The organism is Actinacidiphila yanglinensis (assembly GCF_900107965.1).
Classification (GTDB): domain Bacteria; phylum Actinomycetota; class Actinomycetes; order Streptomycetales; family Streptomycetaceae; genus Actinacidiphila; species Actinacidiphila yanglinensis.
In genome coordinates, this window is record NZ_FNVU01000002.1 from 502,543 (window position 1) to 529,308 (window position 26,766).

Below are 26,766 nucleotides of genomic sequence, written 5' to 3' on the forward strand. Positions count from 1 at the left end.
GGAGGACCCCATGCCCAAGACCATCCTGATCAGCGGGGCGTCCAGCGGCTTCGGCGCCATGACGGCCCGCGCCCTCGCCGACGCCGGCCACGTCGTCTACGCCGGCATGCGCGACACCCAGGGCCACAACGCCAAGGCCGTGGCCGACGCGCGGGCCTACTCCGAGGAGCACTCCGTGCACCTGCGCACCGTCGAACTCGACGTCTCCGACCAGGAGTCCGTCGACGAGGGTGTGCGCAGGGTGAGTTCGGACGCGGGCCCGATCGACGTGGTGGTCCACAACGCGGGCCACATGTGCATCGGCCCCACCGAGGCGTTCACCCCGGAGCAGATGGCGCAGATCTACGACACCAACGTGCTGTCCACGCAGCGGCTCAACCGGGCGGTCCTGCCGCAGATGCGCGCCCGCCACGACGGCCTGCTGCTGTGGGTGGGCTCCAGCAGCACCTATGGCGGCACGCCGCCGTTCCTGGGCCCGTACTTCGGCTCCAAGGCGGCCGAGGACCACGTGGCCAAGTGCTACGCGGTGGAGCTCTCCCGGTTCGGCATCGACGCCGTCATCGTCGTGCCCGGCTCCTACACCACCGGCACCAACCACTTCGCGCACGCGATGCAGCCGGAGGACCAGGAGACCGCACGCGCGTACGACGAGGAGTACGACGGCCTGTCGGAGGAGGTCACCAAGCGGCTGGCGGGCATCGCGCCGCGCGACGCCGACCCCGCGGAGGTGGCCCGCGCGGTCGTGCGGGCCGTCGACACCCCGAAGGGCGACCGCCCGTTCCGGATCACCGTGGACCCGGCCGACGACGGCTCCCAGGTGGTCAGCGAGGTCGCCGACCGGATCCGTACGGAGTTCTACGACCGGATCGACTTCCGCGACCTGCTGACCGTCCGGACCTGATCCCGCTCACCGTCCGGACCCGATCCGCCTGAGCGTCCGGACCCGATCCGGCCGGCCGCCCCGGTCCGTCACGACGTCCGGCACGGGCCCGGGGCGCCGCCCGGCGTCCGGTGGATGCCGATCTCGTTGATCCGCACGTACCCGGGCTGGCGGTCCGGGCCGCTCTCGCACAGCACCCGCAACCGCCGGCACCTCACGGGTGCGAAGGCGTGCACCCGGTAGGCCGCGGTGTTGCCGGACACCGCGGCCACATCCGTCCAACCGCCGCCGTCCCAGCGCTGGACGCGGTAGTCGCGCAGCTCGTACCCGCTCGTGGTGTACAGGTCGACGCGGGCCACGGTCCGGTCGCCGCCGAGGTCCAGCTCCAGCCACTGCGGCAGCTCGGTGCCCTCGGCGTTGCTCCAGCCGTAGTCCCCGCCCAGCTCGGTGGAGGTCCGCCCGTCCACCGCGCGCTCCGCCGCGTAACCGGGGTACGTGGACGACGCGGTGACCCGCGCGCCGCGCGCCAGGTCGGGCCCGGGCGGGCCGGCGGGCGGGCTCAACGGGAGTTCCAGCCAGGCCAGTCCGACATCCCGGCCCATGTGGGAGACGTCGGGGGCCGGCCGGCCGTCGTAGAACACCGCGAGCCGGCCGCCGACCGGGACGACCGACGGCAGCCCGACGACGTAGGGCGACCAGGCGCAGTTGGTGCGGTCCAGCACCACCGCCTTGTCCTGCGGGTCCCAGTGGTCGAGGTCGCGGGTCCAGTACACCCAGATCGCGTCGGTGTACTCGCCGAAGGCGTCCAGCGCGATGTGGTCGGTGAACAGGAACCAGGTGTCGTTCGCGGGCTCGTGGTACAGCGAGGTGTTCTCGATCTGCTCGTCGAGCGGGACGATCGGTTCGGGGTCGACCTGCCAGGGCCCGTCCAGGTCACGGGTGCGGGCGATGCCGATCGTGCGGCGGGTCGCGCCGTCGTCCTGCCGGGACGCGCTGAAGAACTGGAGGTACTCGCCGCCGTGCCGGACCACCTGCCCGGGACTGGCGGTCGTCTCGTAGTACGTGCCGGGCTGCGGGCTGAACGGCACGACGTCCGGCTGCTTCGTCCAGGGGCCGGCCGGGCCGTCGCCGTGCGCCTTCAGCGTCAGGTACGGGAAGGCGGGGATGCGGTCCGGCGGCGGGGTGGTGTTCGGGGTGCCGAGGTAGAACATGTGCCAGTCGCCGGGGGCGGCTTCGTAGGTGACGCCGTAGCTCGCCGACCCGGAGTCGGGCGCGCCGGGCGGGCCGAGCTGCAGGACGGCGCCCTTCTTGGTCCACCGCACGCCGTCGCCGCTGGTGGCGAGCGACGCCAGCCAGCCGTCGTCGCCGGCGCCGTCGTAGTTCATGTAGTAGGTGCCGCCGTCCTGGTAGACCCACACGTCGCGGGCGCCGTAGACGTCGCAGCGGCCCGGGCCGTCGCCGTGCCGCAGCACCGGGCCGGCGTCGCGGGCGTCGAGGCGGCGGGTGGCGACCGGCCGGCCGTCGAGGTAGGACGGCAGCCACCCGGGTGCGGGTGGCGGGCAGGACGCGGAGCCGATCGGGCGGCCCGGCTCGCCTTGGAACGATCCACCCGGCGCCGGAGCTGCGGCCCATACCGGGCCGGACGCCGCCAGCGACGCGGCGGCCGCCGCACCCGCGCCGCCCGCGATACCCAGCAGGCGCCGCCGGGTGAGACCGGACTCGACCGAACGCTCCATCAGTCCTCCTGTGATGACGGTGAATCAGGCGGTGCTGCCCTCGGGTGGTGCGCTGTTGGGCGGCGCGCCGTTCTTTCGCGTGGCTGCCGGAGCCGGCGGTGGCCGCACCCCCGTACCCCTGCTGAGCAGCGACGAATGGCGGGTCGCCGCCCGGGTCGGACGCCTGTGGGACGCCTGCGGTGCGCCGTACCGCGAGGGCGGATGGGCGGCCGCCTCGACATCCTGACGAGGCGTCAGTCGATCGTCCGCGTACGGGTGCTGCGTCGGCTTCCGCTTAGGTCCCCCGGACGGGATCGCCCCGCGACGGCACGGCAACTGCCTCGGTCCGACTCCTTGCCAGGGGTGGTCGCTGCGCCCACACTGATGGCTTCGGTGGACATGAATCGTTTAAAAAAACGTAACGGAGATGCCGATGCCTGACAACCCTGCCGACACCTCGAACCCGCCCGCCCCGGAGGACCGCACGCCCCAGCGGCCGGGCACTCCGGGTGCCCTGGCGGCTAGTTGGCCGCGGCGGCGCTTCCTCGGCGTGTCCGGGCTGGTCGGTGCGTCGGCGCTGGCCGCTCCGCTCGCGCACCCGCAGACCGCGGCCGCCGCCCCGTCCGGCGCCGCCTCGCCCGCCCGGGCATCCCGTTACGCATCCGCGCAGGCCGCGGGCGCGTCCGGGCCGCCGGCCGGCCTGCGCGCCGAGCACGCCGAGCAGCCGCTCGCCCTCGACACCGCCCGCCCCCGGCTGAGTTGGCGCGCCGACCCCGCCGCGGCCGGCCGGCAGACGGCCTACCAGGTCGTCGTCGGGCGCGACGCGCAGCAGGTGCACGCCGGGCACGGCGACCTCTGGGACAGCGGCCGGGTCGGCTCCGACCAGTGCGTGGACGTGGGTTACGGCGGGACGGTGCCCGGCGCGGGCAGCCGCTGCCACTGGGCGGTGCGCACCTGGGACGAGGACGGCGCGGTGTCCGGCTGGAGCGCCCCGGCGTGGTTCGAGGTCGGCCCGCTGGACGAGGCCGACTGGCACGGCGCGGACTGGATACAGGCCCCCGGCGCCGACCTGCCGTCGCTGACCGGGTCGCACTGGATCTGGTACCCCGAGGGCGCGGCCGGGGACTCCTTCCCGGACGAAGTCCGCTACTTCCGGCGGGACTTCACCCTCGCCGACGCCTCCGCGGTGACGGACGCGACGGCGGTGGTGACCGCGGACGACTTCTACGACCTCTACGTCAACGGGACCCTCGTCGCCTCCCACCCGCAGCAGACCGACGGCTGGCAGCGGGCCCAGGTGTACGACGTGCGGCCGCTGCTGCGCACCGGGGCGAACACCGTCGCCGTGGCCGCCACCAACATCGGCCCCACCCCGGCCGGTCTGCTCGCGGCGGTGCGGGTCACGGCGGGGGCGAGCGTGGTCGCGCTCCCCACCGACGCGTCCTGGCGGACCTCCACCACCGCGCCGACCGGCTGGCAGGACGCCGGTTTCGACGATTCCGGCTGGGCCGCCCCGCTCGACCAGGGCACGTACGGCACCGGCGTGTGGGGGAGCAACGTCACGGTCGACAGTTCGGCCCCGGCGCCCCTGCTGCGCAAGCGGTTCCCGATCGCCGCGCCGGTGTCCTCGGCCCGGCTGTACGTCTGCGGCCTGGGCTACTACGTCGCCTCGCTCAACGGCGAGCGGGTCGGCGACCGCGAACTCGACCCGGCGCCGAGCGTGTACGACCGGACCGGCCTGTACAGCGCGTACGACGTGACGGACCTGCTGCGGCGCGGCGACAACACCGTCGGGCTGGTCCTGGGCCGGTCCTTCTACGCGATCGACAGCCCCAACATCTACTGGGAGTTCGCCTCCTGGATCTCGGACCGGCCCGCCGCCCGGCTGGTCCTGCGCGCGACCCATCCCGACGGCAGCACCACCACGGTCGTCAGCGACGGCGGCTGGGAGACGCGCCCCGGGCCGACGCTGAGCGACTCGGTGTACAACGGCGACATCTTCGACGCGCGCGCCCTGCCCGCCGGCTGGGACCGGCCCGGGGCGCCGTCGGCCGGCTGGACGCCGGTGGCGGTCGGTTCCGGCCCGAAACTCCCGCCGGCCACCCGCCCGCAGATCATGCCGCCGATCAGGGTGACCGGTACCCTCGCGGCGACGTCGATGACCGCGACGGCCTCGGGCGGGTACGTGTTCCGCTTCCCCCGGCTCGTCACCGGCCGTCCCCGGCTCCGGGTGCGCGCCCCCGCCGGCACCACGATCGACCTGCGGTACGGCGAGATCCTCCGCGCCGACGGCACCGTCGACAACCAGGGCGACGCCGGCATCACGCCCGGCGAGATCCAGCACGACACGTACACCGCCGCCGGGTCGGGCCTGGAGACGTGGGAGCCGTCCTTCTCCTACGGCAGCTTCCAGTACGTGCAGGTGGACGGTTATCCGGGCCGGCCGCCGCTCGACGCGGTGAGCGCCCGCATGCTGGGCACCGACCTGCCGTCCGCGGGCGACTTCCACTGCTCGGACGACCTGCTCGACACCGTGCACGCGATGTGCCGCGACACGATCGCCAACAACCTCACCGGTATCCCCACCGACACCCCGATGTACGAGAAGCGCGGCTGGCTCGGGGACGCGTCGCTGTTCTGCGCGCCCAGCGTCGACAACTTCGACGCGCAGACGTTCTGGACCAACTTCCTCGCGGTGGTGGCCGACGACCAGGGGGCCGACGGGAATTTCGGCGACCTCGCACCGGCCGTGGGCCCCGGCCAGGGCGCCGACCCGACATGGAGCACCGCCGGCCTGGTCCTGCCGTGGACGCTCTACCAGGAGTACGGCGACCTCGGCATCCTCGAGACGCGGTACGCCGGCATGAAGCGCTTCGTGGACCACCTCACCGGCCGGGCCACCGGCTCGATCCTCGACGGCACCTACGGCGACTGGTGCGCGCCGGGATACGTCGCGCCGCCGGAGGGCGCGCGGCTGACGTCGACCGGTTCGTACTACCGGTGCGCGGTGCTGCTGTCGCAGATCGCGGGCGCGCTCGGCCGGACCGCCGACCAGACGTCGTACGCGGCGCTGGCCGGGCAGATCGGCGACGCGTTCAACGCGGAGTTCCTGGACACGGCGGCGGGCGTGTACCGCACCGGCACCGGGACGGCGTACCGCCAATCGTCCAACGCCTACCCGCTGTTCCTCGGGCTGGTGCCCGACGCGCAGCGCGACGCGGTCGTCACCCACCTCGTCGAGCGGATCGCCGCGAACGGCAACCATCTCGACACCGGCATCGTCGGCACCATGGCGCTGTTCCCCGCCCTCACCGAGCACGGCCACGTGGACCTCGCCCACCAGGTCGCCGCGCAGCGCACCTACCCCGGCTACGGCTACTGGGTCTCGCTGGGCGCGACCACCCTGTGGGAGCAGTGGATCGCCACCCCGAGGTCGCACGACCACGCGATGTTCGGCTCGATCGACGACTGGTTCTACAAGTACCTCGCGGGCATCCGCCCGGCCGCCCCCGGCTACCGGAGCATCGCGATCCGCCCGTACGTGCCCAGCGGCCTCACCTCGGTCTCCGCGCACCGCGACACCCCGTACGGCCGGGTCGCCGTCGACTGGCGCACCAGCGGCCGCACCTTCGCGATCGACGTCACCGTCCCGGCGAACACCACCGCGACCCTCACGGTGCCCTGCGCCCCCGGCGCCCGCGTCCACGCGTCGCCGGGCGTCACCCCGACACCCGGCGCCCCGGCCGGCACGGCCGCGTTCCGCGCGGGTCCGGGCGCGCACGCGGTGACCGTGAGGAGCTGAGCCCGCGGGTGCGGGCGCGGGGTCGGGTTGCTGCGTGGACCGCAGTGTTCAGCCCGTCCTCGCGCCTCGCCGGCCTGGCGCGGTGCCGCGTCGCCCCGAACATCCGTACCAACCGAACCCCACGCCGCCCGAACCCCGCACCGCCGGGACGCCGCGCCCTCCCAACGCCCTTGCGGCCGGGGCGACATCGGCTCGGCGGGGGACGTTTCTGCCGGTGGGGCGGGTTGGTGGGGCGGGCGGGAGTACCGGATCTTGGGCTTCCGGCTATGTGCGGGACGCACCACGGACACCTCATGGCCCGAACGCGGCAGCAGGGTCAGGTTGCTCCCGACGCGAAGGAACCCACCATGTCCCCATTCTCCCGCAGAAAATTCCTCGGCGCCGCCGCCACCGTCACCGGAGCGGCCGCCGTGGGCGCCGCCACCCCCGGTGTCGCCGCCGCGGCCTCCGAGACCGGCCACGAGCCCGCCGCGCACGGCCAGGACGGCCACCGGTACGGCGACCTCCGCGACATCAAGCACGTCGTCGTGATCATGCAGGAGAACCGCAGCTTCGACCACTACTTCGGCTCGATGAAGGGCGTGCGCGGCTTCGCTGACCGCGCGACGATCCAGCTGCCGGGCGGCAAGTCGGTCTGGGAGCAGCCGAAGACGCCGGCGGTGGGCGCCGACACGCAGTTCCCGTGGCGGCTGAGCGGCGCGAAGACCTGGAGCGGCGCCACCCCGCCGAGCGCGGAGCTCGGCGCGGCCAACTACGGCGGCACCAGCCACGGTTGGACCGACCAGCACGGCGCCTGGTACGGCGGCCTGATGAACGGCTGGTACTACGCCAAGGGCGGCCCGACCACCCTCGGCTACCTGGACCGCAAGGACCTGCCGTTCCACTACGCCCTCGCCGACGCCTACACCGTCGGCGACGCCTACCACTGCGCCGTGCTCAGCGCGACCGGCCCGAACCGCACGTACCTGTGGGGCGGCACGATCAACGCCGACAAGACGCACGGCACGTACACGGCCAACGACGGCGGCGACGAGCTCGGCCGGTTCCTGCCGTGGGAGTCCTACGCCGAGACGCTGCAGAAGGCGGGCGTCGACTGGCGCGTCTACCAGTGCGCGGACGACTACGGCGACAACGGCGTCGAGTACTTCGACACCTTCGCCAAGCTCGACCCGACGCAGGGCGGCACGGCCGCTCCGGGCAACCCCTACTACGACAACGGCGTCAAGAACGTCCCCGAGCCGGTCACCGGCCTCGCCGGCAACGCCGACAACATCAACGCGGCGATCCGCTCCGACGTGGTGAACGGCACGCTGCCGCAGGTCAGTTGGGTCGTCAACAACCAGTTCTTCTCCGAGCACCCGGTCACCGCCCCGAGCAACGGCGCGTACTTCCTGCGCGGAGTCCTGGAGGCCCTCAACGCCGACCCCGAGGTCTTCAACTCGACCCTGGTGATCATCAACTACGACGAGAACGACGGCCAGTTCGACCACGTCGCGCCGCCGGTCCCGGCACCGGGCGAGGGCGACGAGTTCGTGGCCGGCACCATGACCGACTACGGCGTCACCGAGCCGCTCCCGGTGGGCCTCGGCTTCCGCGTACCGCTGCTCCTCATCTCGCCCTGGACCCGCGGCGGTTGGGTCACCTCCGAGGTCTCCGACCACACCTCGGTGATCCAGTTCGTGGAGAAGTGGACCACCGCGCTCGGCAAGCCCGCCGTCTCCCCCAACATCAGCGCGTGGCGCCGCAAGGTGTGCGGTGACCTCACCAGCGCCTTCGACTTCTCCACGCCCGTCTACGGCCTGCCGCAGCTGCCCGAGACCGGCGACCTGGTCCCGGAGACCCGCTACACCCCGCTGCCGGGCGACAACACCATGCCGGTCCAGGAGAAGGGCACCAAGCGGGCCCGCCCGCTGCCGTACCAGCCCAACGCCAACCTGACCGGCTTCGGCACCGGCACCGCGAAGCTGGAGTTCGGCAACGAGGCGCCGTTCGCCACCAGGGCCGCCCACTTCGCCGTCTACGACAACACCCTGACGGCCGTCCCGACGCTGGCCGCCTACCCGGCCGCCTTCCCGGGCCAGTTCACCGTGGGCGCCAAGGGCACGGCCACCGGCACCGGCCCCGTCGGCTCCGGCGCGAGCGACACCGCGTACGACCTGACGGTCACCGGCCCGAACCGCTTCCTGCGCCGCTTCACCGGCGACACCACCGCCGCCGGCAAGGACCTCGTCGTCGAGGCGGCCTACTACGAGGGCGCGGCGGCAGGTCACCCGAAGCTGCGGCTGACCCTGCGCAACAACGGCAAGCAGCCAGTCACGTTCACCGTCCGCCACAACCACTACATCTCCGGCGCCCCGCACCGGGCGCACCTCGCCGCGCACGGCAAGGAGACGTGGGTGGCAGACGCCGTCAAGCTCAGCGACGGCTGGTACGACGTGACGGTCACGGCCGACAGCGACGCCTCGTGGTCGCAGCGCTTCACCGGCCACCTGGAGACGGGCAAGCCCAGCATCACCGGCTGACCCCGGCCCGTCCGCGCGACGTGGGCGGCCCCGGAAGGTGGGGCCGCCCACGAAGTCCGCGCCGGGCAAGGGGACTTCGAAGCGTTCGTCGAGTGAGTCGCGTTCGTCGGGTTCGTCGTGGTCGTCGCGTCGATCGTGGTCGACGCCATTCGTCGAGGGGAGCCGCTTCCTCAGCGGGTGCCCGCCTCCGCGCGGGCGTAGAACGCGGCGAGCTCGTCCGGGTTCTTGGTGTAGACGTCGATCTTCCGGACCAGGCCGTCCTCGACGTGGTGGATCTCGACCATGGTCAGCGGGTACTGCTCGCCGGTGGTGTGGGCCGTGAGGGTTCCGGTGAGCGTCCCGACGACACCGGCCGGCCCCTCGAACACCGCGGCGTCGGTGATGGCGACGTTCGCGTAGCCCATCATCGCGCCCAGCACGGACTGCACGAACACCTCGCGGCCTACGTGCACGCCGCCGTACGGCAGCGCGTTCGGCTCGTCCACGACCACGTCCGTGGCCAGCCTGGCCAGCACGCCGGGCACGTCGCCCTGGCCCAGCGCGTCGTACAGCCCTCGCACGACCTGCGCGGGGCTCTCCGTCACGGTCTCGTTGTCGTTGCTCATCTCGCGTGCCTTCCGGGTGCGTCCCGCGGGGGGACTGGGGGACCGGCCGGCCCGGAGCGCGTACGCCCCTGCACCGGTCGGGCCCCGGGGGATCGGGGCACGCACCATGCAACCGGAGCCCGCCGGGGCGGGGGAGTCCCTGCCGTGAGGGGTACTGGCAGGAACCCCCACGCGCCCCGCGGCCTGCCTACCCTGGACCTCATGGAGAACCGGGACGCAGTCAGCGCATTCCTCCGCTCCCGACGCGAGAGGATCAGCCCCGAGCAGGCAGGTCTGCCGGTGTACGGACAGCGGCGGGTGCCCGGGCTGCGCAGGGGCGAGGTCGCCACGCTCGCCGGTGTGAGCGTCGAGTACTACACGCGGCTGGAGCGCGGCAACCTCCGCGGAGTCTCCGACGGCGTGCTGGACGCGCTCGCCCGCGCACTGCGCCTGGACGCCACGGAGCGCATGTACCTCAACGACCTCGCGCGCGCGGCGGGCCCGGCACCCAGGGCGCGTACTCCGCGGCGGGACGCCGCACCGACGGTACGGCCCAGCGTGGCGCGGATCGTCGAGGGAATGCCGGAACTGGCGGCGTACGTGATGAACAACCGCCTCGACACGCTCGCCGCCAACCCGCTCGGCCGGGCCCTGTACACGGAGATGTACGCCGACCCGGGCTGCGGGGCGAACGTCGCCCGGTTCGCCTTCTTCCACCCCGCGGCCAGGCGGTTCTACACCGACTGGGAACGCATGGCCCGCTTCGCGGTGGGCGCCCTGCGGGTCGAGGCGGGCCGCAGCCCCTACGACCGCGAACTGTCCAACCTGATCGGCGAACTCTCCACCCGCAGCGACGCCTTCCGGGTGATGTGGGGCTCCCACGACGTGCACGTCTTCCGCGACAGCACCAAACGCCTCAACCACCCCGTGGTCGGCGACCTGGAACTCGACCAGGAGACGTTAGGTCTGCCCGACGAGAGCGGCCTGAGCGTGGTCGTCTACAGCGCGCCCCCGCGCAGCGCGACCGCGGACGCGCTGAAGCTCCTTGCGAGTTGGTCCGCCACACCTGACCAGGAGCGCAACGAGGAGACCCCGAGCCAGCCGTGACGGGTGCGCCCGGGGTGGTCAGAACGGTGTGGAGGTCGGGGTCGTCAGCTTGGTAGCCCAGTTCAGCAGAAGTAGTTCTCTCCGCGCGGCGTGACTTCCCATCCGCGGAAGAAGTCGTCACTGATGCGAACCGCGAGCAAGGCCGTACGGGTCGACGGTGCGTCGCTCGGAACGGCACTCGTCCCGTTGCGTGCGCTACCGAGGTGGAAAGCGACAACGGGCGCCGTGCGATCGGCAGTTACGTAGCTGAGCGTCCGGGGACCTCCCGGGTCCGTGGAGCCGAACGTGACGGACGGCGATCCGAACGTGGCGGTGATCTCGTGGAGCGAGTGGTCGTCCTTCGACCAGGTCGCCGCGCTGTCGACGAGGACGCAGTGCTCGGAGGGCGTCAGCGTACGGTCGGGGCGGAGCCAACCCCGACGGTGGGCGTCCTCCCCGTACTGGGACGCGGCGACGTGGATGTCCGGGTCGGCCAGGATCTCCCTCAGCATCGACGAGGGAGCCATGCGCGCGTTCGTGTCGGGAATCCACACGTGGTCCCCGGCCTGCGGTTCGGTTGCCGCGAGCCCGTCGAGGAGGCGCGCCACCGCCGGGAGGCCACCGAAATCCTCGGGCCGGCGTACCGCCCGGTTGAACTGCTCCAGCAGGCGCTCACGGTCCCCGTCGATGCCCGAAGGCACCTGCCGCGCGGCAGCACCTGTTGATGTCTGCTCGTGAAGGCCCGACGCAACGCTGGGAGGCATGCCGCCAGTCTGGTGTTCCCTGCCGAGCGGCGGCAACGATTTTTGCCGTTGCGGGATCCCGGAAAGGCCCGTGGACCTGGATCAGCGCTTCTTCTTCGTGCTCTTCTTCCCAGCGGCGCGACGCTTGTTCGCCTCGTACGCGGACCAGGCGCCTTGGTGGTGCTGGCAACGGGACGAGCCCTTCAACGCGGGATTCCGGCAACTCGTCCCCTGCTGAGTCAGGGCGTTGCACCTCGGCTGTAACTGCCCCACGGTCACTCCTCCGATCACCCACCGAAAACGGATGCGCCTGCCACGATCGCAGCGGCGCCGAGCGGTTGGGGAGGGCGCGCGGCCGGTGTGAAGGAAGCACGACCAGCTCGCAGCGAGGTGCGCTACGTGGGGATCCGCCTGGAACCCGCTTCCGTTGCCTCGTCTCGGAAAGCGGTGAGAACGAGGTGCTCGCCTTCTCCCGTCGCGACGACATCGACCAGGACCGTACTCTCGTCGTCGAATCGGAGGGTGAAGAAGGGGTCGAGCTCCATCAGGAAGTCGAAGCCTTCCTGGTCCTCCGCGGAGAGGCGGGGCTCAAGGGTCGCCTCGCACGTCCAGTCGTCGCCGGTGACGCGGACCGCGACGCGCACTCCGTAGCTGCCCAAGCAGGTCGACCGATTCGCCCACCAGTCAAGGCTCGCGGCGCCCTCGTAGCTGTCCATGGCCCAAGTATCGCGTGCGGCTTGGCCGTTCACCGTTGTTGAGGTTCCGCGGCGTCACGGTACGGCGCGGCTCAACGCCAACCACGCCGTGTACGTGGTCAGCCGCGGTTCTCCACGCGATGCCGTTTCGATCCCGGCCGGTTGTAGAGCTGGGCCGCTGAGCCGAGTACGACGAGGACCAGGCCGACGGTGGCCAACGCGAACCCCACACCGCTGGACCAGCCGAGGAGTTTCGGTAGCCCGTCAATGGCAAGTCCGCTGCCGACCGCGACGCCACCCCCACCGGCCACGAGCGGACTCCGATACTGCGCCGCCCGCCAGCCATTCAGGGTCAGGACTCCCAAGAAGGCGATGAAACAGCCGCAAATGACCATCACCCATGCCGCCATGGCATCCTCCCCCATCAACTCCCAGCGTAGCGGCGGCGTACCCCCGCCTCTACAACGCGCGACCGTCCCCTTTCGCGCCTGAGGTCTCTCCTCCTCTCACTGGGCAGACTGAAGGTGGTGCCGTTGGTACATCGCCATATGGGGGGACGATGCTGGCTCTGCTGATCTCGGTTCTTGCCGTGCTGGTGTCGCTGGGATCGCTCGTCCTTGCGTACGCCTCTGATCGTCGCTCTCAGATGCCGGTCCTGCAGTTCATGTGGGAGACCAACCAGGGGACGACGGGGGAGCCGAAGTGGTGGCTGGCCAACGTCGGCGCGAGCCCGGCGACGAACGTCGTTGTCGCGCAGACCCTTCGTACGAGCCTGGCCCGTGGACTGGATGGCGAGACCTGGTTCAATCCGGTCTCCGTACCCTCGATCCCGGCGGGCGGAAAGCTGGCACTGCTCTGGCTGGGAGGGACCCAGGGCCTCAACTGCGGTTTGGGCGCGAGCTATACGGACGTCCACCGGTTCTTCTACACCACCAAGTGCGGTGACGACGTGTCGATGTTCCACGTCGGCCTGCACCTGCCGCGCTGGCCACTCCTGAAGCTCAACGGGGAGAAAGCGGTGAAGACATGGTGGGGCGTCGAGGATCTGTCCGGACCGGAGTGGTCCCACGCTGCAGGGGGAAGCGTACGTACGCGTTGGTGGCTACCCCGGCGTTTCGGCCTGAGCCGCCGCCTCGGCGGTTGGGCGGACCCCGTTCTCACCTATCGCCCGACCTCAGTTGGCAACGGTACGGAGTGACGCCCACGACTCGGACAAGCGGGCCGCTCGTGGTGCAGGTAGTGGCCGAGAAAGTTGACGAACTGCTGACTGTCGCGTCCGACGGTAACGAATGAGACGAAGGCTCAGCTCACCGGTCAGCCGCATACCCGCTGATGAAGTACTCAAGATCGGGATCGGGCGGGCCGCAGTGCAGGATCTCGTTCACCTTGGACCAGACATCAAGTGGCACGGGGTAACTGAACATATACCAGGGGTCGTCCGGATCGGGGGCGACTACCTCCCGTAATTTCGCCAACTGGTCTTTACCGATGGGAAGCTCGCTGTGCAAAGAGTGATCTCCGCGGAAGGCGGAGATCCTCCACACCATGTTCAGGTCGTCGGGCGGCATACGGCGAGACTATCTGGACTGTCGATGATTTCACGGGTTGAAAGACGGCGGGCAACCAGCACTTCGCGCCGCCGGAACCGTGGGGCGTCACGTCGGCGTCGGCATCGGTGTGACCACCTCATCGGAGCGCCGCGCGCAGATCGCCTGGGTGGGCGCGGCAGTCTTCGGGGCGGCGGTGGAGCACACCACGTGGAACCTGTCGGTGCGCCCACGAAAATACTGCGACGCGGGGTTCGACTCCGGCGGTGGCTTCGAGAGGATGTTTTATCTCCCGCTGATCGCGGGTGCCGGTGTCGTCCTCGGCGTCGCTACGTGCGCCGCAACCCAGTACTTCACACGGAGTGCGCCGGCACCGGTGCGAGTCTGTGCCGTGACGTTGCTGGTGGTCCTGACGACGCTGCTGCTGGGCTGGAGTTTCTTCCCGCTCCTGGGCACCCTCAACGGCTGTCGCGGCGACTCCGGACTCTGCCCGGCCAGCAACATCCCCCCGTGGTGGCCCACCTGGATCCCGGCCTGATAAGACAGCACGGGACGGGCCGTTGGTCGACGTCGCATTCCGGGACGAGCGGCGGCACGCGGAAATCAGCATGCGCCTGGTTGAGACCACCGAGGATTCCGGGAAACGTCTGCAGGCAACGGCCGAGTCGCTTCGGTCAGCTGGAGCTCGAATTCCCGTTGAGCCTCAAAGCGTTTCGCGCTCTATTGCAACGAAGCTGGCGGTCGGGCATTCGGGGCCAGCTGCCTCAGCCGTAGAAGGTGATGTGGCAGACGTAGACGCATGCGTGGCGCGGGACGGAGAGGAAGCTGATGAAACCCGACCGTTGAGGATGTCGAACTCGCGGAGGCCGCCTTCCCGGTCGAAGGGACGGCCGACCTTCGTGGAGTCGTCGCCGAGCGCGGCGAGTTCGGTGGCGAGGCGTTCGACCTCGGCGATCACGCCGGGCGGCAGCCCGCTGGTGAGGTAGTCGGCGCTCGGTTGTAGTCCCAGGTCCACTCGTTCACAGGCCGGTCTGCCCGGTTGCCGTACCCGCCCCGGCCACCCTCACCGCCACCTGGCACCACCCCTTCTGGAACGCCTCCACCCGCCAATGGACCGAAGCGTCCCAGCTCACCCCCGGCACCCGCCTTCGCGAAGCCAACGGCACGTATGCCACCGTCACGGCCATCCGCAACTACCACGCGTTGGCCGTCACCTACGACCTCACCGTGGCCGGCCTCCACTCGTACTATGTACTCGCCGGGGCAACACCCGTCCTCGTCCACAACTGCGACACAACTGATCTCTACCGAACGGCACAGAAGGGGAATGGGGCATCTGAGCGCGCGAATGGCCTGAACCCATCAAACCATCCCGTTGACCTGGAAAATGGCAATGATGGAAGTGCATGGTTCGGTGGAAACCGCGAGACGGCCGAAATATTCGCCAAGCCGGAAATGACGACGCACGAAAACTACATGACTCGATTTACCGTCTCCAATAAATTCATGGAGGCTGCACGCGCCCATCCGGACTTCTATGAAGATTCCTATGAGCTCGATGGCCAAACCGTTCACGAGATCGGAATTCCCCACGATCTAATCGAGGAATTTAATCGCAGCATTGTGGATACGGGGTCATGGGGAAGATGGCATGGGCTTCAGCCTGGTCGTCGTGTAAGCGAGGGATAGCGAGGCCTGTATTGTGCTAGTTGTTCGAGCGTCATACAGGGATGGTCCGCTTGCCGGGAGATGGAAGGATCTGAAAATTGATAGCGCAGGACTTCCACCGGAGTATGTCCGCACCTACGGCTACCTCGGCATCCCCGTGGCTGACGGTGGTACCCGTCGTTGCGTCGTATATCGACGGAGTGGCGAGGCGGACGCATATGGTCAGTGGCCTTACGTGTACGACCATGACGAGCCGTACGAGATTCCGTAGAGCGCATCTTGCTTGACCGAATTCTCGGACGTTTGCTAAACGCCGTTAGATCAGTGACCTAAGGAGATAATCCCCGCTGGGTCTCTGCTAAGAAAAGTCGTGGTGCCCCCGCCGATGAAAAAATTCGGCGGGGGCACCGTGGTGTTTGACGGCAACGCTGACGGCAACGCCATCGGACGTCCCCACGGGGTTCTCGTGGGAGCTCCGGCGTGTCGGCCACAGTTCAGCGGACACCCCTCGCAGCGATGAGCGGACCGTCATGACCATTGTCATTGCCGAGAACGCCGCTCAGGGTGTCGATGGCTTGGTGCTGGAGGCGGAGTCGGACGTGGGCGTAGACCTCGGCGGTGACGGCGATGTGGGCGTGGCGGAGGAGTTCCTTGATCGTGACCAGTTCGACGCCCTGAACCGTTCCGGGTCTGGTGGAGACTCTGATGTGCCCCGGGTCTGGTGGAGTCACCTTGCCGGAGAGGTGATGTCCCAGTCCCTGAGCATTTTCAGCGTTGCCTCTCCAGGGTGAGGACGGCTTTGGCGATGACGTGGCGCCGACTGCCGGGCAAATGCGCCGCCGTGGGGGTGGCCCGGTGATCGCCTCGCATGGACTGCGTTGGATACTCAGCCTGCTTTCGCCGCTGTGACCGCGCTCAGCCTGGTCCGCGCGGTTCGCCCCGGCGTCGACCGGTCCCAGGCCCTGTCGGAACGGATAACGCACGCCCTTCATGCGCTGATGGGCATCGCGATGGCTGTCATGGTCTGGCCGCGTGGCATGGACGTGCCGACACACCGCAAGCGATCGTCTTCGCCCTGGCCGCAGCGTGGTTCCTGGTCTCCCTCGCCCTGCACGGGCGGTGGACCTGGAGCGCGGCGGGGGAGCACCGCCCCCCGTCCACGCGGTCCTGCACGCTGTGATGATGGGCGCGATGGCCTGGATGTTGCTGGCGATGCCGGACTCGATGAGCGGCGGCCACACCTCCGCGTCCGCTGGCGGCTCGATGGCGGACATGCCCGGGATGAGCATGGGCGGCTCGGGTGGCGGCATGGCGATGCAGCTCCACAGAACGGCCCGTACCACCGGTGTCGTGCTGCTCTTCGTCTTCGTCGTCCTGGGGCTCTGGTGGCTGTCGAGGGCGTTCTGCGCGGGCCGCTTCACCCCGGCCGGTCCCGCTCCCGACCAGTAGCCGGACGACTCGCTGGCCCTTCGAGGAGCGGTGGACGCGGGCTGCCACGGACGATGGCCCTGGGCATGGCGGTGATGCTCCTGGCCGTGGTGTGAGGGGTTCGGCCTTGATCGTCCGCGACTGGAGGGATCGCGCAAGATCATGGAACGCGTCGCTTGCGGACGGGCAGGATGCTCAACGCCATGAGCGTGCCGTCCGGGCGCACCGAGAGGGGGCCGTTCCAGCCGGCCGACTCGGCGGCCCCTCGCAACGTCGCGCGAAATCGGGAGGCTTCCTCCCGGTACTCCTCGACGCTGCCCTTCCTAATCAGCTCGTACAGGCTGTCGGCCATTCCGGAGAAGGCTTCGACGCGCACGGAGTCGATGCGGAAGACGTGATCGGTGCCGACGAATCGGACACCTCCGACATGGAATTCGGCGTCGTCGGTACTTGATGTTGCGGCGGCCGCGGGTGCCTCGTAGTGCTCGCGTCCCTGGCGTGCGGTGAGGTACTGGGCAGTGTTCCGGCCTCCACCGGAGAACGCGGACAGGCCGGCCGCGCCGGTGCGGGCGAGAAGCTGGCCGAACCAGGCGAGGTCGCCTGTGCCGATCTGGAAGCCGTCGACGTTCCGGGCCCGCCTCCCCGCACGGGCCGGCATGTGGATGGCGTTGGGGTAGGGGACGCCGGACTTGTCGGGGATTTCCTCGTCGGCGTTTCCGGGGGCGTTGGGCAGACGCAGGGGGAGAGCGGCTTCTCCTGGCGACTGGAGGACGTTGACGACGACCCCGCCCTGGCCGAGGATCTCGGTGGACAGCACCAGGCAGGGAACGCTGTTCCAGGGGCCGATCTGCATGCCCTCGGTCAACTCGGAGCCCTTGATCAGCTGCTGGATAGTGGTGCTTCGGGTGCGGCCGGAGCGCTTGCCGGCTTTTTGGTGGTTGCCCCGGCAGGCCACGAAGGTGATCTTGGACGGCTCGCCGGGCTTCCACGCCTCGATGAGGTAGTCGGGCCGGGGACGCCCCGTCTTATTGCGTTGCGAGACGGCCAAAGGCCACCCGGCCCGCAGAACGGTGCTCGCCTCCACGACCGAGACGGAGTGATCCGGATACCGCTCTTGGACGAGCTGTTCCGCCGCTGCGAGCCCGAACCCGACGGCCAACTCCCGCGCCTGCATGGACTTGTACCAGCGCTCCGGCGTGCGGCCCTTGTCGGTGAGGTCCATCGCGCCGGCCCGGTTGCCGTCCAGCGCTTCGCAGAACTTCAGACTCAGCCAGTGCTCGGCGAGCCCGCGGGCCATGCCCTGGCCTGCCAAGGTGTAGCCGCGGGACAGTGCATGCAGAACCTGCCAAGGTGCCAGCTCGATCCCGGTCTCGCTCGCACGGGTGTCGATCGGAACCAACACCGGCTTCCTGCGCAGAGGCTCCTGGCCTTTCTCCCGGTGCTTCTTGTCGAGTGCCGCCCCGGCGGACTCGACGCGCCCGGCGAGTTCGGCGGTGGAGTGGATGTGCAGGGTTGTCGAGCGGCGCAGCGCGTTCATGGTCTGCCGTGCTGTCCTGGCCATGCTTCCCCCCACGGTGATCGCTGACCTGGCTGCCGCGGAACGTAGCCGGAGGCGTCGGGGCGCACACAAGTGCGCATACGGCGCACGGAACCGGTAGCACGAGACGAGAAGGACGGCGGCGCTGAAGGCACCCGACGGGCGCCGGCTCACTCGTAGTCGAAGCCGAGAGGCCGCAGACCATCGAACACGAAGAGCGACGCAGGCCGTCCCCGTCAGGCGATGTGGCATCGCGGCTCACGTCTTCTCACCCCCCTGTGAGCCCTTCGCGCCGGTCCCGGAGGCCCCCCGCAGGGCCGTGTGCGACACCGCGAACGCCTGTCACAACGCTACAAAATCAACTCGCCCACGGACGCTGTCCGTAATGAGCAACGACCCTCGTGGCCTCTTGCGTTTACGGGAGTCGTCGCAGGTGGCAGAGCTGCTGGTGCGGAACGTGGGTGGCGGGCCGATGTGGTTCGCAGAGTGCCCCCGGCGAAGAAGAAGGCAGTCGCCACCGGATGGTCGGACGCTTGACTAGCAGGAACGACTGGGCCAAGGGCGCTCACTGCTTCTTTGTAGGGTTCTCACGCCGAAAAGAGCAAAGGTCAGAAGACCGTGTGCGTTTTGGCATGGACGAGAAAGGCTCTGACCGGCGTTTCCGCTGGTCAGAGCCTCATTTTCGGTGTGCCCCCGGCAGGATTCGAACCTGCGCACACGGCTCCGGAGGCCGTTGCTCTATCCCCTGAGCTACGGGGGCGACGGGAAGAACATTAGCAGGTTGGGGAGGGTGGACGTGTACGGGGTTTTCCGGGGGCCACCCGGCCCTCGCGGGGGCCGGGGGAAGGGGGCGCGAGGGGAGGCGGGTTCACCCGTGGCGGGGAAGAAACCGGCAAAACGCGGACGCATCGCGAGGGGGGCGCCTACGATTTCGGGTGTGACGGGCGCGTCCGGCCGGGTGCTTGTTGTGGATGACAACAGGGTGATCCGGCAACTGATCAGGGTCAACCTGGAGCTGGAGGGCTTCGAGGTCGTGACCGCGGCCGATGGTGCCGAGTGCCTGGAGATCGTCCACTCCGTGCGGCCCGACGTCGTGACCCTCGACGTCGTGATGCCCCGCCTCGACGGCGTGCGCACCGCCGCCCGGCTGCGCGCCGACGCCCGGACACGGGACGTCGGGATCGTGATGGTCAGCGCGGGCAGCCCGCCCGAGTCCGTCAGCGGGCCGGGCGGCGTCGACGCGTACGTCGCGAAGCCGTTCGAGCCGGCGCTCCTCGTGGAGACGGTGCGCCGCCTGATCCGGCGCGGCGGGCGCACCCCCGCCCAGCCCGGCGGTCGGCAGGGCCAGCCCCCGGCCCAGGACCCGGACCGACCGGCGGGCCACCCCGCCGCCCACCCACCGGCTCACCCCACCGGCCACCCCCACCCCGAGGGGCAGCCCGCCGCCACCCCCGGCCCCGGCCCCTGCTCGTAACCGCGGCCAAACCCGCTCGCCGCCCCACCCCCCACCTCGCCTACGCTTTTCCCGTGACCCCCGCCGAGCTGTCCCGCACCGTCCTGATCACGGTGCGCCGTGCCGTGGACGCGGCCGAGCTCGCCGTGGAGGTGCCCGAGAAGGTCCTGGTGCAGCGCCCGCCGCGCGCGGGATGCGGGGACTACGCGACGAACGTGGCGCTCCAGCTGGCCGGGCCGGCCGGGCGCAGCCCGCACGAGGTCGCCGAGATCCTGCGCCGCCGGCTGGCCCGGGAGCCGGGCATCGCGGGCGTACGCATCGCGGGCGCCGGCTTCCTCAACATCACGCTCAGCTCGCGCGCGTACGACGTGGTGGTACGCCAGGTGCGCGAGCAGCGAGAGGCGTACGGACGCGGCGAGGGGCTCGGCGACGAGCGGCTCACCGTGGCCGCCGCGGACGGCGCCGTACGCGGCCTGCTCGTCGCCGAGGTGGTGAACGGCCTGCTGCGGGCCGCCGGCGCGCACCCGGTCGACCCCGGCACCCCGCCCGAGCGCCTCGACGTGGCCGAACCGGCGGAGCCGTCCCGCACGGCCCCCACCCCCCTCACCTTCGCCGCCCTCGCATCCACGCTCGGCTCCGACGCCGCCCGCTGGGCGCTGCTCCGCCCGCCGGCCGAGGACGCGCCGCGGCTCGACCCGGACGCCCGCGCCGCCCTCCTCACCCAGCGCGAGGCCAACCCCCTCTTCCGGGTCCGCTATGCCCACGCCCGCACCCGCGCCCTGCTCCGCAACGCCCACGACCTGGACATCCCGGACAGTGTCGACCAGGACGCGTGTACGGTCGAAGGGGTGGCCACGGACCGCGCTCCCGCCACCGCTGCCCCCGACAGCGGCGACCCCGCACTCCCAGCTCCGAGCGACCCGACCCCTCCGTACCACCCCGCGGAGACCGAACTCCTCGGCCTGATCGCCGACTTCCCCCGTGTCGTGGAGAGCGCCGCCCGCCGCCGCGGGCCGGACCGGGTGGCCCGCCACCTGGAGCGGCTCGCCGACGCGTTCGCCCGTTTCCACGACGAGTGCGGCGTGCTGCCGAAGGGCGACGAGAAACCCTCGGCCGTCCACGCGGCACGGCTCCGCCTCACCGACGCGGCGGGCATCGTGCTGGCGAACGGCCTGCACCAGCTCGGGATCAGCGCCCCCGACCGGATCTGACCCCGACCGGACCGGCACGACCCCGAACGGCCCGGCCCGACCCTGGTGCGCCCGGGTCCGAGCCGTTCCGACCCGGACCCGGGCGGACGGAGCCCGACCTCCCGGGCCCGGCCGGACCACCCCCACCCGACACCGAACGATCCCGAACCCGAACCGCCCCCGCACCCCCGCACCCCCGCACCCCCTACGAACCCTCACCCCGCCCGTACGCCCGAGGAAGTCCCCAAGTGAGCCGTTCCGCACACCCCGCAGGCCCCCGCCACGCCGACGTTCTGCCCGAAGGGCACTACGCCGGGCCGCCGGCCGACCTCAACGCGCTCGACCCGCGGATCTGGTCGCGCACCGTCACCCGCAACGCCGACGGCGCCGCCGAGGTCGCCGGGCTGGACGTCCGCGACCTCGCCGCCGAGTTCGGCACGCCGGCGTACTTCCTGGACGAGGAGGACTTCCGGGCCAGGTGCCGCGCCTGGCGGTCGGCCTTCGGGCACGGCGCCGACGTCTTCTACGCGGGGAAGGCGTTCCTGTCCCGCGCCGTGGTCCGGTGGCTGTACGAGGAGGGCATGAACCTCGACGTGTGCTCGGGCACCGAACTCGCGGTGGCGCTGGACGCGGGGATGCCCGCGGAGCGGATCGCGCTGCACGGCAACAACAAGAGCAACGCGGAGATCGAGCGCGCGGTGCGCGAGGGTGTCGGCCGGATCGTGCTGGACTCCTTCCAGGAGATCGCCCGGGTCGCCGCCGAGGCCACCCGGCAGGGCCGCCGCCAGCGGGTGCAGATCCGGGTGACCGTCGGCGTGGAGGCGCACACCCACGAGTTCATCGCCACCGCGCACGAGGACCAGAAGTTCGGCATCGGGCTGGCCGACGGGCAGGCCGCCGAGGCGGTGCGGCGGGTGCTGCAGCTGAACAGCCTCGAACTCGTGGGCATCCACAGCCACATCGGCTCGCAGATCTTCGACATGGCCGGCTTCGAGGTGGCCGCGCGCCGCGTGGTGTCGCTGCTCGCCGAGGTCCGCGACGAGCACGACCTGGAGCTGCCCGAGATCGACCTCGGCGGCGGCCTCGGCATCGCCTACACCGCCGCCGACGACCCGCGCGAGCCGCAGGAGATCGCCAAGGCGCTGGGCGAGATCGTGGCCCGGGAGTGCGAGGCCGCCCGGCTGAGCCCGCCGCGGCTGTCGGTCGAGCCGGGGCGGGCGATCGTCGGCCCGACGGCGTTCACGCTCTACGAGGTGGGCACCGTCAAGCCGCTCGACGGCCTGCGCACGTACGTCAGTGTCGACGGCGGCATGTCCGACAACATCCGCACCGCGCTCTACGACGCCGAGTACAGCGTGGCGCTGGTCTCCCGGGTCAGCGACGCCGAGCCGATGCTCGTCCGGGTCGTCGGCAAGCACTGCGAGAGCGGCGACATCGTGGTCAAGGACGCCTTCCTGCCGGCCGACGTGGCCCCCGGCGACCTGCTCGCGGTGCCGGCCACCGGGGCGTACTGCCGGGCGATGGCCAGCAACTACAACCACGCGCTGCGGCCGCCGGTGGTCGCCGTCGCGGACGGGAGCGCGCGGGTGATCGTCCGCCGCGAGACGGAAGAGGATCTGCTGCGACTGGACGTCGGCTGACCGGAAACGCCGCAAGATCGCCGGGCGGACGCGAAATCTTCCCGACCGCGTGGCGATGACCGATTCGGTCTCGCGATCCGGACAGGGTGTGGTTTCTCCCGTCCGGTGCGTGAGACTGGACCACTCAACGAGATGTGCGTGCCCCCGGCCGCCTCGGACCGCCTCCCCGCAGCACCCGCCCGCGTCCGCGGGCCGGACCGGGCGGGGCGGGCGGTGCGAGAGCCGGGCGGCACCGGTGTGACGAGTTTGACGAGAAACGAGGTCGGATGATGCGTACGCGTCCGCTGAAGGTGGCGCTGCTGGGGTGCGGTGTGGTCGGCTCCGAGGTCACGCGCATCATCACGACGCAGGCGGACGACCTCGCCGCGCGGATCGGGGCCCCGATCGAGCTGGCCGGGATCGCGGTCCGCCGCCCCAACAAGGTGCGCGACGGCGTTCCCGCCGAGCTGCTCACCACCGACGCCACCGCGCTGGTCAAGCGCGGCGACATCGACGTGGTGGTCGAGGTGATCGGCGGCATCGAGCCGGTCCGCACCCTGATCACTACCGCGTTCGAGCACGGCGCCTCGGTGGTGTCGGCGAACAAGGCGCTGCTGGCCGCCGACGGCGCGAGCCTGCACGCCAAGGCCCTCGAGCACAACGTCGACCTGTACTACGAGGCCGCGGTGGCCGGTGCGATCCCGCTGATCAGGCCGCTGCGCGAGTCGCTGGCCGGCGACCGGGTCAACCGCGTGCTGGGCATCGTCAACGGCACCACGAACTTCATCCTCGACAAGATGGACTCCACCGGTGCCGGCTACAGCGAGGCGCTGGACGAGGCCACCGCGCTCGGTTACGCCGAGGCCGACCCGACCGCGGACGTGGAGGGTTTCGACGCCGCCGCGAAGGCCGCGATCCTGGCCGGCATCGCCTTCCACACCCGGGTCACCATCGACGACGTGCACCGCGAGGGCCTGACCGAGGTGACCGCCGCCGACATCGCCTCCGCGCGCCGGATGGGCTGTACGGTCAAGATGCTCGCGATCTGCGAGCGCAGCCGCGACGGCCGTTCGGTCACCGCCCGGGTGCACCCGGCGATGATCCCGCTCAGCCACCCGCTGGCCTCGGTGCGTGAGGCGTACAACGCCGTCTTCGTCGAGGCGGAGGCGGCCGGGCGGCTGATGTTCTACGGTCCCGGCGCCGGCGGTGCACCCACCGCCTCCGCCGTCCTCGGAGATCTGGTCGCCGCCTGCCGCAACAAGCTCGCGACGACGACAGGAGCCGGCGAGTCCGCGTACACGCGACTGCCGGTCAGCCCCATGGGGGATGTGGTCACCCGCTACCACATCAACCTCGACGTGGCGGACAAACCGGGCGTCCTCGCTCAGGTCGCGACGGTCTTCGCCGAGCACGATGTGTCGATCGGCACGGTGCGCCAGCAGGGCAGGAACCAAGGCAGCGGCGATGACGCCGCGGTCGAGCAGAGCGGTGCCGGGGAGCGCGACGGCGGCGAGGCGTCCCTCGTCGTGGTCACCCACCGCGCGACGGACGCCGCCCTCTCGGCGACCGTCGCCAGTCTGCGCGAACTCGACACCGTACGCGGCGTGGCCAGCATCATGCGCGTGGAAGGGGAGTAGCACCGCTATGAACGGAACCATCGACCAGCCCCGAATGTCCGGCACCCACCAGTGGCGCGGCATCATCGAGGAGTACCGCGACCGGCTGCCGGTCAGCGCGGACACCCCGGTGGTCTCGCTGCTGGAGGGTGGCACCCCGCTCGTGCAGGCCCAGGTGCTCTCCGAGCGCACCGGGTGCGACGTCCTGCTGAAGGTCGAGGGGGCCAACCCCACCGGGTCCTTCAAGGACCGCGGCATGACCATGGCGATCTCGAAGGCGAAGGAGGCCGGCGCCCAGGCGGTCATCTGCGCCTCCACCGGCAACACCTCCGCTTCCGCCGCCGCGTACGCGGTGCGGGCCGGCATGGTCTGCGCCGTGCTGGTGCCGCAGGGCAAGATCGCGCTCGGCAAGATGGGCCAGGCGCTGGTGCACGGCAGCCGCATCCTCCAGGTGGACGGCAACTTCGACGACTGCCTCGACCTGGCCCGCGGGCTGAGCGAGAAGTACCCGGTCGCGCTGGTCAACTCGGTGAACCCGGTGCGGATCGAGGGGCAGAAGACCGCCGCGTTCGAGATCGTGGACGCGCTCGGCGACGCGCCCGACGTGCACATCCTCCCGGTGGGCAACGCGGGCAACATCACCGCGTACTGGAAGGGGTACCGCGAGTACGCCGCCGACGGCCTCGCCACCCGCACGCCCCGGATGTGGGGCTTCCAGGCGGCCGGCTCCGCGCCGATCGTCAACGGTGCGCCGGTGCGCGAGCCGCAGACCATCGCCACCGCGATCCGGATTGGCAACCCCGCGTCCTGGCAGCTGGCCGAGCAGGCCCGCGACGAGTCGGGCGGCCTCATCGAAGCCGTGACGGACCGTCAGATCCTTGCCGCCTACCGGCTGCTGGCGGGCCGTGAGGGCGTTTTCGTCGAGCCTGCCTCCGCCGCTTCCGTCGCCGGGCTGCTCAAGGCCGCCGACGAGGGCCGGGTCGACCCGGGCCAGCGCATCGTCTGCACGGTCACCGGCAACGGCCTGAAGGACCCCGACTGGGCGGTGGCCGGCGCGCCCCAGCCCATCACGGTCCCCGTCGACGCGGATGCCGCCGCGACCCGGCTGGGACTGGCCTGACCCCGCTCCCGGCGGGCGCCCCTTCCCCTGGTCGGGGCGCCTGTCGGCGGGACAGCCGCCCCTCCCACCCCAGCTTTCCCAGCGGCCACCCCCGCAAGGGGCGCACGCCGCGAAGGCGACACGCATCACGCGCGGTCCGTGCGCCCTATGTCGCGGGGGAACCTTGTTTCGATAGGCTTACCCCAGCGGCGCACAATCGCGCCGAGTTCCGGCAGGTGCCTTCGGCATCGCCATTTCCCGCCTCGCCGCATGGCAACGGAGCCGCGCCCGCAGGGCGTACGCACCAAGGAGATTCGTCGAACGATGGCAGGTCCCGCGTTTCGCGCCGCCGCAGTACGAGTGCGCGTCCCCGCGACCAGCGCAAATCTCGGACCGGGCTTCGACGCGTTCGGCCTGGCGCTGGGGTTGTACGACGACGTGGTGGTGCGGGTCGCCGACTCCGGCCTGCACGTCGACATCGCGGGCGAGGGCGCCGACACGCTGCCGCGCGACGAGAAGCACCTCGTGGTCCGCTCGCTGCGGACCGCCTTCGACCTGCTCGGCGGTCAGCCGCGCGGCCTGGAAGTGGTCTGCGCGAACCGGATCCCGCACGGCCGCGGCCTGGGCTCCTCGTCGGCCGCCATCTGCGCGGGCATCATGGCCGCCCGCGCGGTGACGATAGGCGGCCCGGCGGGGCTGGACGACGCAGCCCTGCTGGAACTGGCCACCGAGATCGAGGGCCACCCCGACAACGTCGCCGCGTGCCTGATGGGCGGTTTCACCGTGGCCTGGACCGAGGGCGGCGCCGCCCGGGCGGTCCGGATGGAGCCGGTGGAGTCGCTGGTTCCGGTGGTCTTCGTGCCCGGGGTGCCGCTGCTGACCGAGACCGCGCGCGGGCTGCTGCCCCGTACCGTTCCGCACGTCGACGCCGCCGCCAACGCGGGCCGCGCCGCGCTGCTCGTCGAGGCGCTGACCAGGCGTCCCGAGCTGCTGTTGGCCGCCACCGAGGACCGGCTGCACCAGGAGTACCGGGCGCCGGCGATGCCGGAAACCCTCGCCCTGGTGAACCGTCTACGCGCGGAGGGCGTCCCTGCTGTCGTATCGGGTGCCGGGCCGACCGTGCTCGCGCTCACCGACGAGGGCGCCGCAGACAAGGTCTCCCGGCTCGCGGGGGACGGTTGGGCGGCCAACCGCCTGGCACTTGACGCCACCGGGGCGAGTGTCCTGCCACTCTCAGGTGGGCAGTGACACGATTGCCGGTCGAAGAGAGGGGGAATATCTGTTGGACCGGGTAGTGTTAACCTCAAGCCAGCATTCACCGCCCTTTGGGCGCGATGGGCTGTGTCCCCGCCGTGGGACCGCACTTCTTCCGGGAGCCTCCCACACCGAATAGGCAGCCAGTCCGGTTCACCCGGGCAGCCTGTCCGGGAAGTGTCGAGCACGCTCCGGATTCGGTACGAGTTTCTCTCCCGTGCCGAGAGCACCTATGTATTTCTGCCGCCATCAGGCGGACCACCGCCCCGGGTCTCAGCAGCGGGAACGCAAAGACCCGGACAGCACGACCGGTCGCCGAGCCAGACAG

23 protein-coding genes, 1 tRNA gene and 3 pseudogenes are annotated in these 26,766 nt (G+C 70.9%); 17 read left to right on the forward strand and 10 right to left on the reverse strand.

The features are described 5' to 3' along the window. The first annotated feature begins 10 nt into the window (after nt 1-10). A complete protein-coding gene (locus tag C4U44_RS06100; RefSeq protein ID WP_103884562.1) occupies nt 11-901 on the forward strand; it encodes an SDR family oxidoreductase in 891 nt (296 codons plus the stop codon). Nucleotides 902-969: 68 nt separating this feature from the next. On the opposite strand, the gene C4U44_RS06105 is transcribed toward C4U44_RS06100, so the two are convergent. Next, the gene (locus tag C4U44_RS06105) at nt 970-2,616 is read right to left on the reverse strand and encodes a discoidin domain-containing protein (protein WP_103884563.1); all 1,647 of its coding nucleotides are present in this window, start codon (nt 2,614-2,616) and stop codon (nt 970-972) included. Nucleotides 2,617-2,629: 13 nt separating this feature from the next. On the opposite strand from C4U44_RS06105, the gene C4U44_RS06110 reads away from it, so the two are divergent. The 3 genes from C4U44_RS06110 (at nt 2,630) to C4U44_RS06120 (ending at nt 8,919) form a co-directional block, all read left to right on the forward strand. Then, nucleotides 2,630-2,842, forward strand: coding sequence for a hypothetical protein (locus C4U44_RS06110; RefSeq protein ID WP_103884564.1), 213 nt, complete (start codon nt 2,630-2,632; stop codon nt 2,840-2,842). Nucleotides 2,843-3,028: 186 nt separating this feature from the next. Next, nucleotides 3,029-6,397 (forward strand): family 78 glycoside hydrolase catalytic domain, encoded by a 3,369-nt coding sequence (locus C4U44_RS06115; RefSeq protein WP_103884565.1) that lies wholly within the window; start codon nt 3,029-3,031, stop codon nt 6,395-6,397. Between the two features lie 347 nt (nt 6,398-6,744). After that, nucleotides 6,745-8,919, forward strand: coding sequence for a phosphocholine-specific phospholipase C (locus C4U44_RS06120; protein WP_103884566.1), 2,175 nt, complete (start codon nt 6,745-6,747; stop codon nt 8,917-8,919). A gap of 170 nt (nt 8,920-9,089) precedes the next feature. Here the strand turns inward: C4U44_RS06120 and C4U44_RS06125 are convergent, their stop codons facing one another. After that, a complete protein-coding gene (locus tag C4U44_RS06125) occupies nt 9,090-9,524 on the reverse strand; it encodes a nuclear transport factor 2 family protein (protein WP_103884567.1) in 435 nt (144 codons plus the stop codon). Between the two features lie 201 nt (nt 9,525-9,725). On the opposite strand from C4U44_RS06125, the gene C4U44_RS06130 reads away from it, so the two are divergent. Continuing rightward, the gene (locus C4U44_RS06130) at nt 9,726-10,610 is read left to right on the forward strand and encodes a helix-turn-helix domain-containing protein (protein WP_103884568.1); all 885 of its coding nucleotides are present in this window, start codon (nt 9,726-9,728) and stop codon (nt 10,608-10,610) included. Between the two features lie 62 nt (nt 10,611-10,672). On the opposite strand, the gene C4U44_RS06135 is transcribed toward C4U44_RS06130, so the two are convergent. Then, a complete protein-coding gene (locus C4U44_RS06135) occupies nt 10,673-11,353 on the reverse strand; it encodes a hypothetical protein (RefSeq protein WP_146088209.1) in 681 nt (226 codons plus the stop codon). A gap of 70 nt (nt 11,354-11,423) precedes the next feature. Between C4U44_RS06135 and C4U44_RS41460 the strand changes: the two genes are divergently transcribed. Beyond that, a complete protein-coding gene (locus tag C4U44_RS41460; RefSeq protein WP_160144987.1) occupies nt 11,424-11,570 on the forward strand; it encodes a hypothetical protein in 147 nt (48 codons plus the stop codon). 157 nt (nt 11,571-11,727) lie between these two features. On the opposite strand, the gene C4U44_RS06140 is transcribed toward C4U44_RS41460, so the two are convergent. Then, nucleotides 11,728-12,048, reverse strand: coding sequence for a hypothetical protein (locus C4U44_RS06140; protein ID WP_103884570.1), 321 nt, complete (start codon nt 12,046-12,048; stop codon nt 11,728-11,730). A gap of 98 nt (nt 12,049-12,146) precedes the next feature. Continuing rightward, the gene (locus tag C4U44_RS06145; RefSeq protein ID WP_146088210.1) at nt 12,147-12,452 is read right to left on the reverse strand and encodes a hypothetical protein; all 306 of its coding nucleotides are present in this window, start codon (nt 12,450-12,452) and stop codon (nt 12,147-12,149) included. A 134-nt stretch (nt 12,453-12,586) separates the two neighbouring features. Between C4U44_RS06145 and C4U44_RS06150 the strand changes: the two genes are divergently transcribed. After that, a complete protein-coding gene (locus tag C4U44_RS06150) occupies nt 12,587-13,225 on the forward strand; it encodes a hypothetical protein (protein ID WP_103884572.1) in 639 nt (212 codons plus the stop codon). A 109-nt stretch (nt 13,226-13,334) separates the two neighbouring features. On the opposite strand, the gene C4U44_RS06155 is transcribed toward C4U44_RS06150, so the two are convergent. Next, nucleotides 13,335-13,595, reverse strand: a complete 261-nt coding sequence (locus C4U44_RS06155; RefSeq protein WP_103884573.1) for a DUF7683 domain-containing protein — start codon at nt 13,593-13,595, stop codon at nt 13,335-13,337. A gap of 37 nt (nt 13,596-13,632) precedes the next feature. Here C4U44_RS06155 and C4U44_RS06160 point away from each other — a divergent pair, with 37 nt between their 5' ends. Further along, nucleotides 13,633-14,112: a hypothetical protein gene (locus C4U44_RS06160; RefSeq protein ID WP_146088211.1), complete on the forward strand. Its 480-nt coding sequence runs from the start codon at nt 13,633-13,635 to the stop codon at nt 14,110-14,112. Between the two features lie 165 nt (nt 14,113-14,277). Here the strand turns inward: C4U44_RS06160 and C4U44_RS06165 are convergent, their stop codons facing one another. Beyond that, nucleotides 14,278-14,589, reverse strand: coding sequence for a hypothetical protein (locus tag C4U44_RS06165; protein WP_235031829.1), 312 nt, complete (start codon nt 14,587-14,589; stop codon nt 14,278-14,280). A 53-nt stretch (nt 14,590-14,642) separates the two neighbouring features. Here C4U44_RS06165 and C4U44_RS06170 point away from each other — a divergent pair. Further along, nucleotides 14,643-15,263, forward strand: a pseudogene (locus C4U44_RS06170) (polymorphic toxin-type HINT domain-containing protein); the annotation flags it as partial. 473 nt (nt 15,264-15,736) lie between these two features. On the opposite strand, the pseudogene C4U44_RS42280 reads toward C4U44_RS06170, so the two are convergent. Beyond that, a pseudogene (locus C4U44_RS42280) lies at nt 15,737-15,919 on the reverse strand (site-specific integrase); the annotation flags it as partial. Between the two features lie 228 nt (nt 15,920-16,147). On the opposite strand from C4U44_RS42280, the pseudogene C4U44_RS43570 reads away from it, so the two are divergent. After that, nucleotides 16,148-16,285, forward strand: a pseudogene (locus C4U44_RS43570) (DUF5134 domain-containing protein); the annotation flags it as partial. Nucleotides 16,286-16,361: 76 nt separating this feature from the next. After that, complete coding sequence (locus tag C4U44_RS42285; protein ID WP_146088212.1) at nt 16,362-16,691, forward strand: DUF5134 domain-containing protein; 330 nt, start codon at nt 16,362-16,364, stop codon at nt 16,689-16,691. A gap of 139 nt (nt 16,692-16,830) precedes the next feature. Here the strand turns inward: C4U44_RS42285 and C4U44_RS06185 are convergent, their stop codons facing one another. Further along, nucleotides 16,831-18,207, reverse strand: a complete 1,377-nt coding sequence (locus tag C4U44_RS06185; RefSeq protein ID WP_235031830.1) for a hypothetical protein — start codon at nt 18,205-18,207, stop codon at nt 16,831-16,833. A 688-nt stretch (nt 18,208-18,895) separates the two neighbouring features. Beyond that, nucleotides 18,896-18,967 (reverse strand) — tRNA-Arg (locus C4U44_RS06190). Between the two features lie 207 nt (nt 18,968-19,174). Between C4U44_RS06190 and C4U44_RS06195 the strand changes: the two genes are divergently transcribed. The 6 genes from C4U44_RS06195 to thrB all read left to right on the forward strand — a co-directional run bounded on the left by C4U44_RS06195 (nt 19,175) and on the right by thrB (nt 26,432). Continuing rightward, nucleotides 19,175-19,681: a response regulator transcription factor gene (locus C4U44_RS06195; protein WP_407642784.1), complete on the forward strand. Its 507-nt coding sequence runs from the start codon at nt 19,175-19,177 to the stop codon at nt 19,679-19,681. Between the two features lie 53 nt (nt 19,682-19,734). Further along, a complete protein-coding gene (nrtL, locus tag C4U44_RS06200) occupies nt 19,735-20,871 on the forward strand; it encodes an ArgS-related anticodon-binding protein NrtL (protein WP_103884578.1) in 1,137 nt (378 codons plus the stop codon). A 227-nt stretch (nt 20,872-21,098) separates the two neighbouring features. After that, on the forward strand, nt 21,099-22,490 hold the full coding sequence (gene lysA, locus C4U44_RS06205; protein WP_103884579.1) for a diaminopimelate decarboxylase: 1,392 nt from the start codon (nt 21,099-21,101) through the stop codon (nt 22,488-22,490). 266 nt (nt 22,491-22,756) lie between these two features. Beyond that, nucleotides 22,757-24,106: a homoserine dehydrogenase gene (locus tag C4U44_RS06210; protein WP_103884580.1), complete on the forward strand. Its 1,350-nt coding sequence runs from the start codon at nt 22,757-22,759 to the stop codon at nt 24,104-24,106. A gap of 34 nt (nt 24,107-24,140) precedes the next feature. Continuing rightward, entirely contained in the window at nt 24,141-25,205 is a 1,065-nt protein-coding gene (gene thrC / locus C4U44_RS06215; protein WP_103884581.1) for a threonine synthase, read from the forward strand. A gap of 303 nt (nt 25,206-25,508) precedes the next feature. Beyond that, a complete protein-coding gene (thrB, locus tag C4U44_RS06220; protein WP_103884582.1) occupies nt 25,509-26,432 on the forward strand; it encodes a homoserine kinase in 924 nt (307 codons plus the stop codon). Nucleotides 26,433-26,766 lie beyond the last annotated feature (334 nt).

Excerpts from the sequence above, each read along its gene's own strand:
- C4U44_RS06100 (WP_103884562.1), top strand. The coding sequence starts at position 11 with ATGCCCAAGACCATCCTGATCAGCGGGGCGTCCAGCGGCTTCGGCGCC.
- C4U44_RS06105 (WP_103884563.1), bottom strand. The coding sequence starts at position 2,616 with ATGGAGCGTTCGGTCGAGTCCGGTCTCACCCGGCGGCGCCTGCTGGGT.
- C4U44_RS06110 (WP_103884564.1), top strand. The coding sequence starts at position 2,630 with ATGACGGTGAATCAGGCGGTGCTGCCCTCGGGTGGTGCGCTGTTGGGC.
- C4U44_RS06115 (WP_103884565.1), top strand. The coding sequence starts at position 3,029 with ATGCCTGACAACCCTGCCGACACCTCGAACCCGCCCGCCCCGGAGGAC.
- C4U44_RS06120 (WP_103884566.1), top strand. The coding sequence starts at position 6,745 with ATGTCCCCATTCTCCCGCAGAAAATTCCTCGGCGCCGCCGCCACCGTC.
- C4U44_RS06125 (WP_103884567.1), bottom strand. The coding sequence starts at position 9,524 with ATGAGCAACGACAACGAGACCGTGACGGAGAGCCCCGCGCAGGTCGTG.
- C4U44_RS06130 (WP_103884568.1), top strand. The coding sequence starts at position 9,726 with ATGGAGAACCGGGACGCAGTCAGCGCATTCCTCCGCTCCCGACGCGAG.
- C4U44_RS06135 (WP_146088209.1), bottom strand. The coding sequence starts at position 11,353 with ATGCCTCCCAGCGTTGCGTCGGGCCTTCACGAGCAGACATCAACAGGT.
- C4U44_RS06140 (WP_103884570.1), bottom strand. The coding sequence starts at position 12,048 with ATGGACAGCTACGAGGGCGCCGCGAGCCTTGACTGGTGGGCGAATCGG.
- C4U44_RS06145 (WP_146088210.1), bottom strand. The coding sequence starts at position 12,452 with ATGGGGGAGGATGCCATGGCGGCATGGGTGATGGTCATTTGCGGCTGT.
- C4U44_RS06150 (WP_103884572.1), top strand. The coding sequence starts at position 12,587 with ATGCTGGCTCTGCTGATCTCGGTTCTTGCCGTGCTGGTGTCGCTGGGA.
- C4U44_RS06155 (WP_103884573.1), bottom strand. The coding sequence starts at position 13,595 with ATGCCGCCCGACGACCTGAACATGGTGTGGAGGATCTCCGCCTTCCGC.
- C4U44_RS06185 (WP_235031830.1), bottom strand. The coding sequence starts at position 18,207 with ATGAACGCGCTGCGCCGCTCGACAACCCTGCACATCCACTCCACCGCC.
- C4U44_RS06210 (WP_103884580.1), top strand. The coding sequence starts at position 22,757 with ATGATGCGTACGCGTCCGCTGAAGGTGGCGCTGCTGGGGTGCGGTGTG.
- thrC (WP_103884581.1), top strand. The coding sequence starts at position 24,141 with ATGTCCGGCACCCACCAGTGGCGCGGCATCATCGAGGAGTACCGCGAC.
- thrB (WP_103884582.1), top strand. The coding sequence starts at position 25,509 with ATGGCAGGTCCCGCGTTTCGCGCCGCCGCAGTACGAGTGCGCGTCCCC.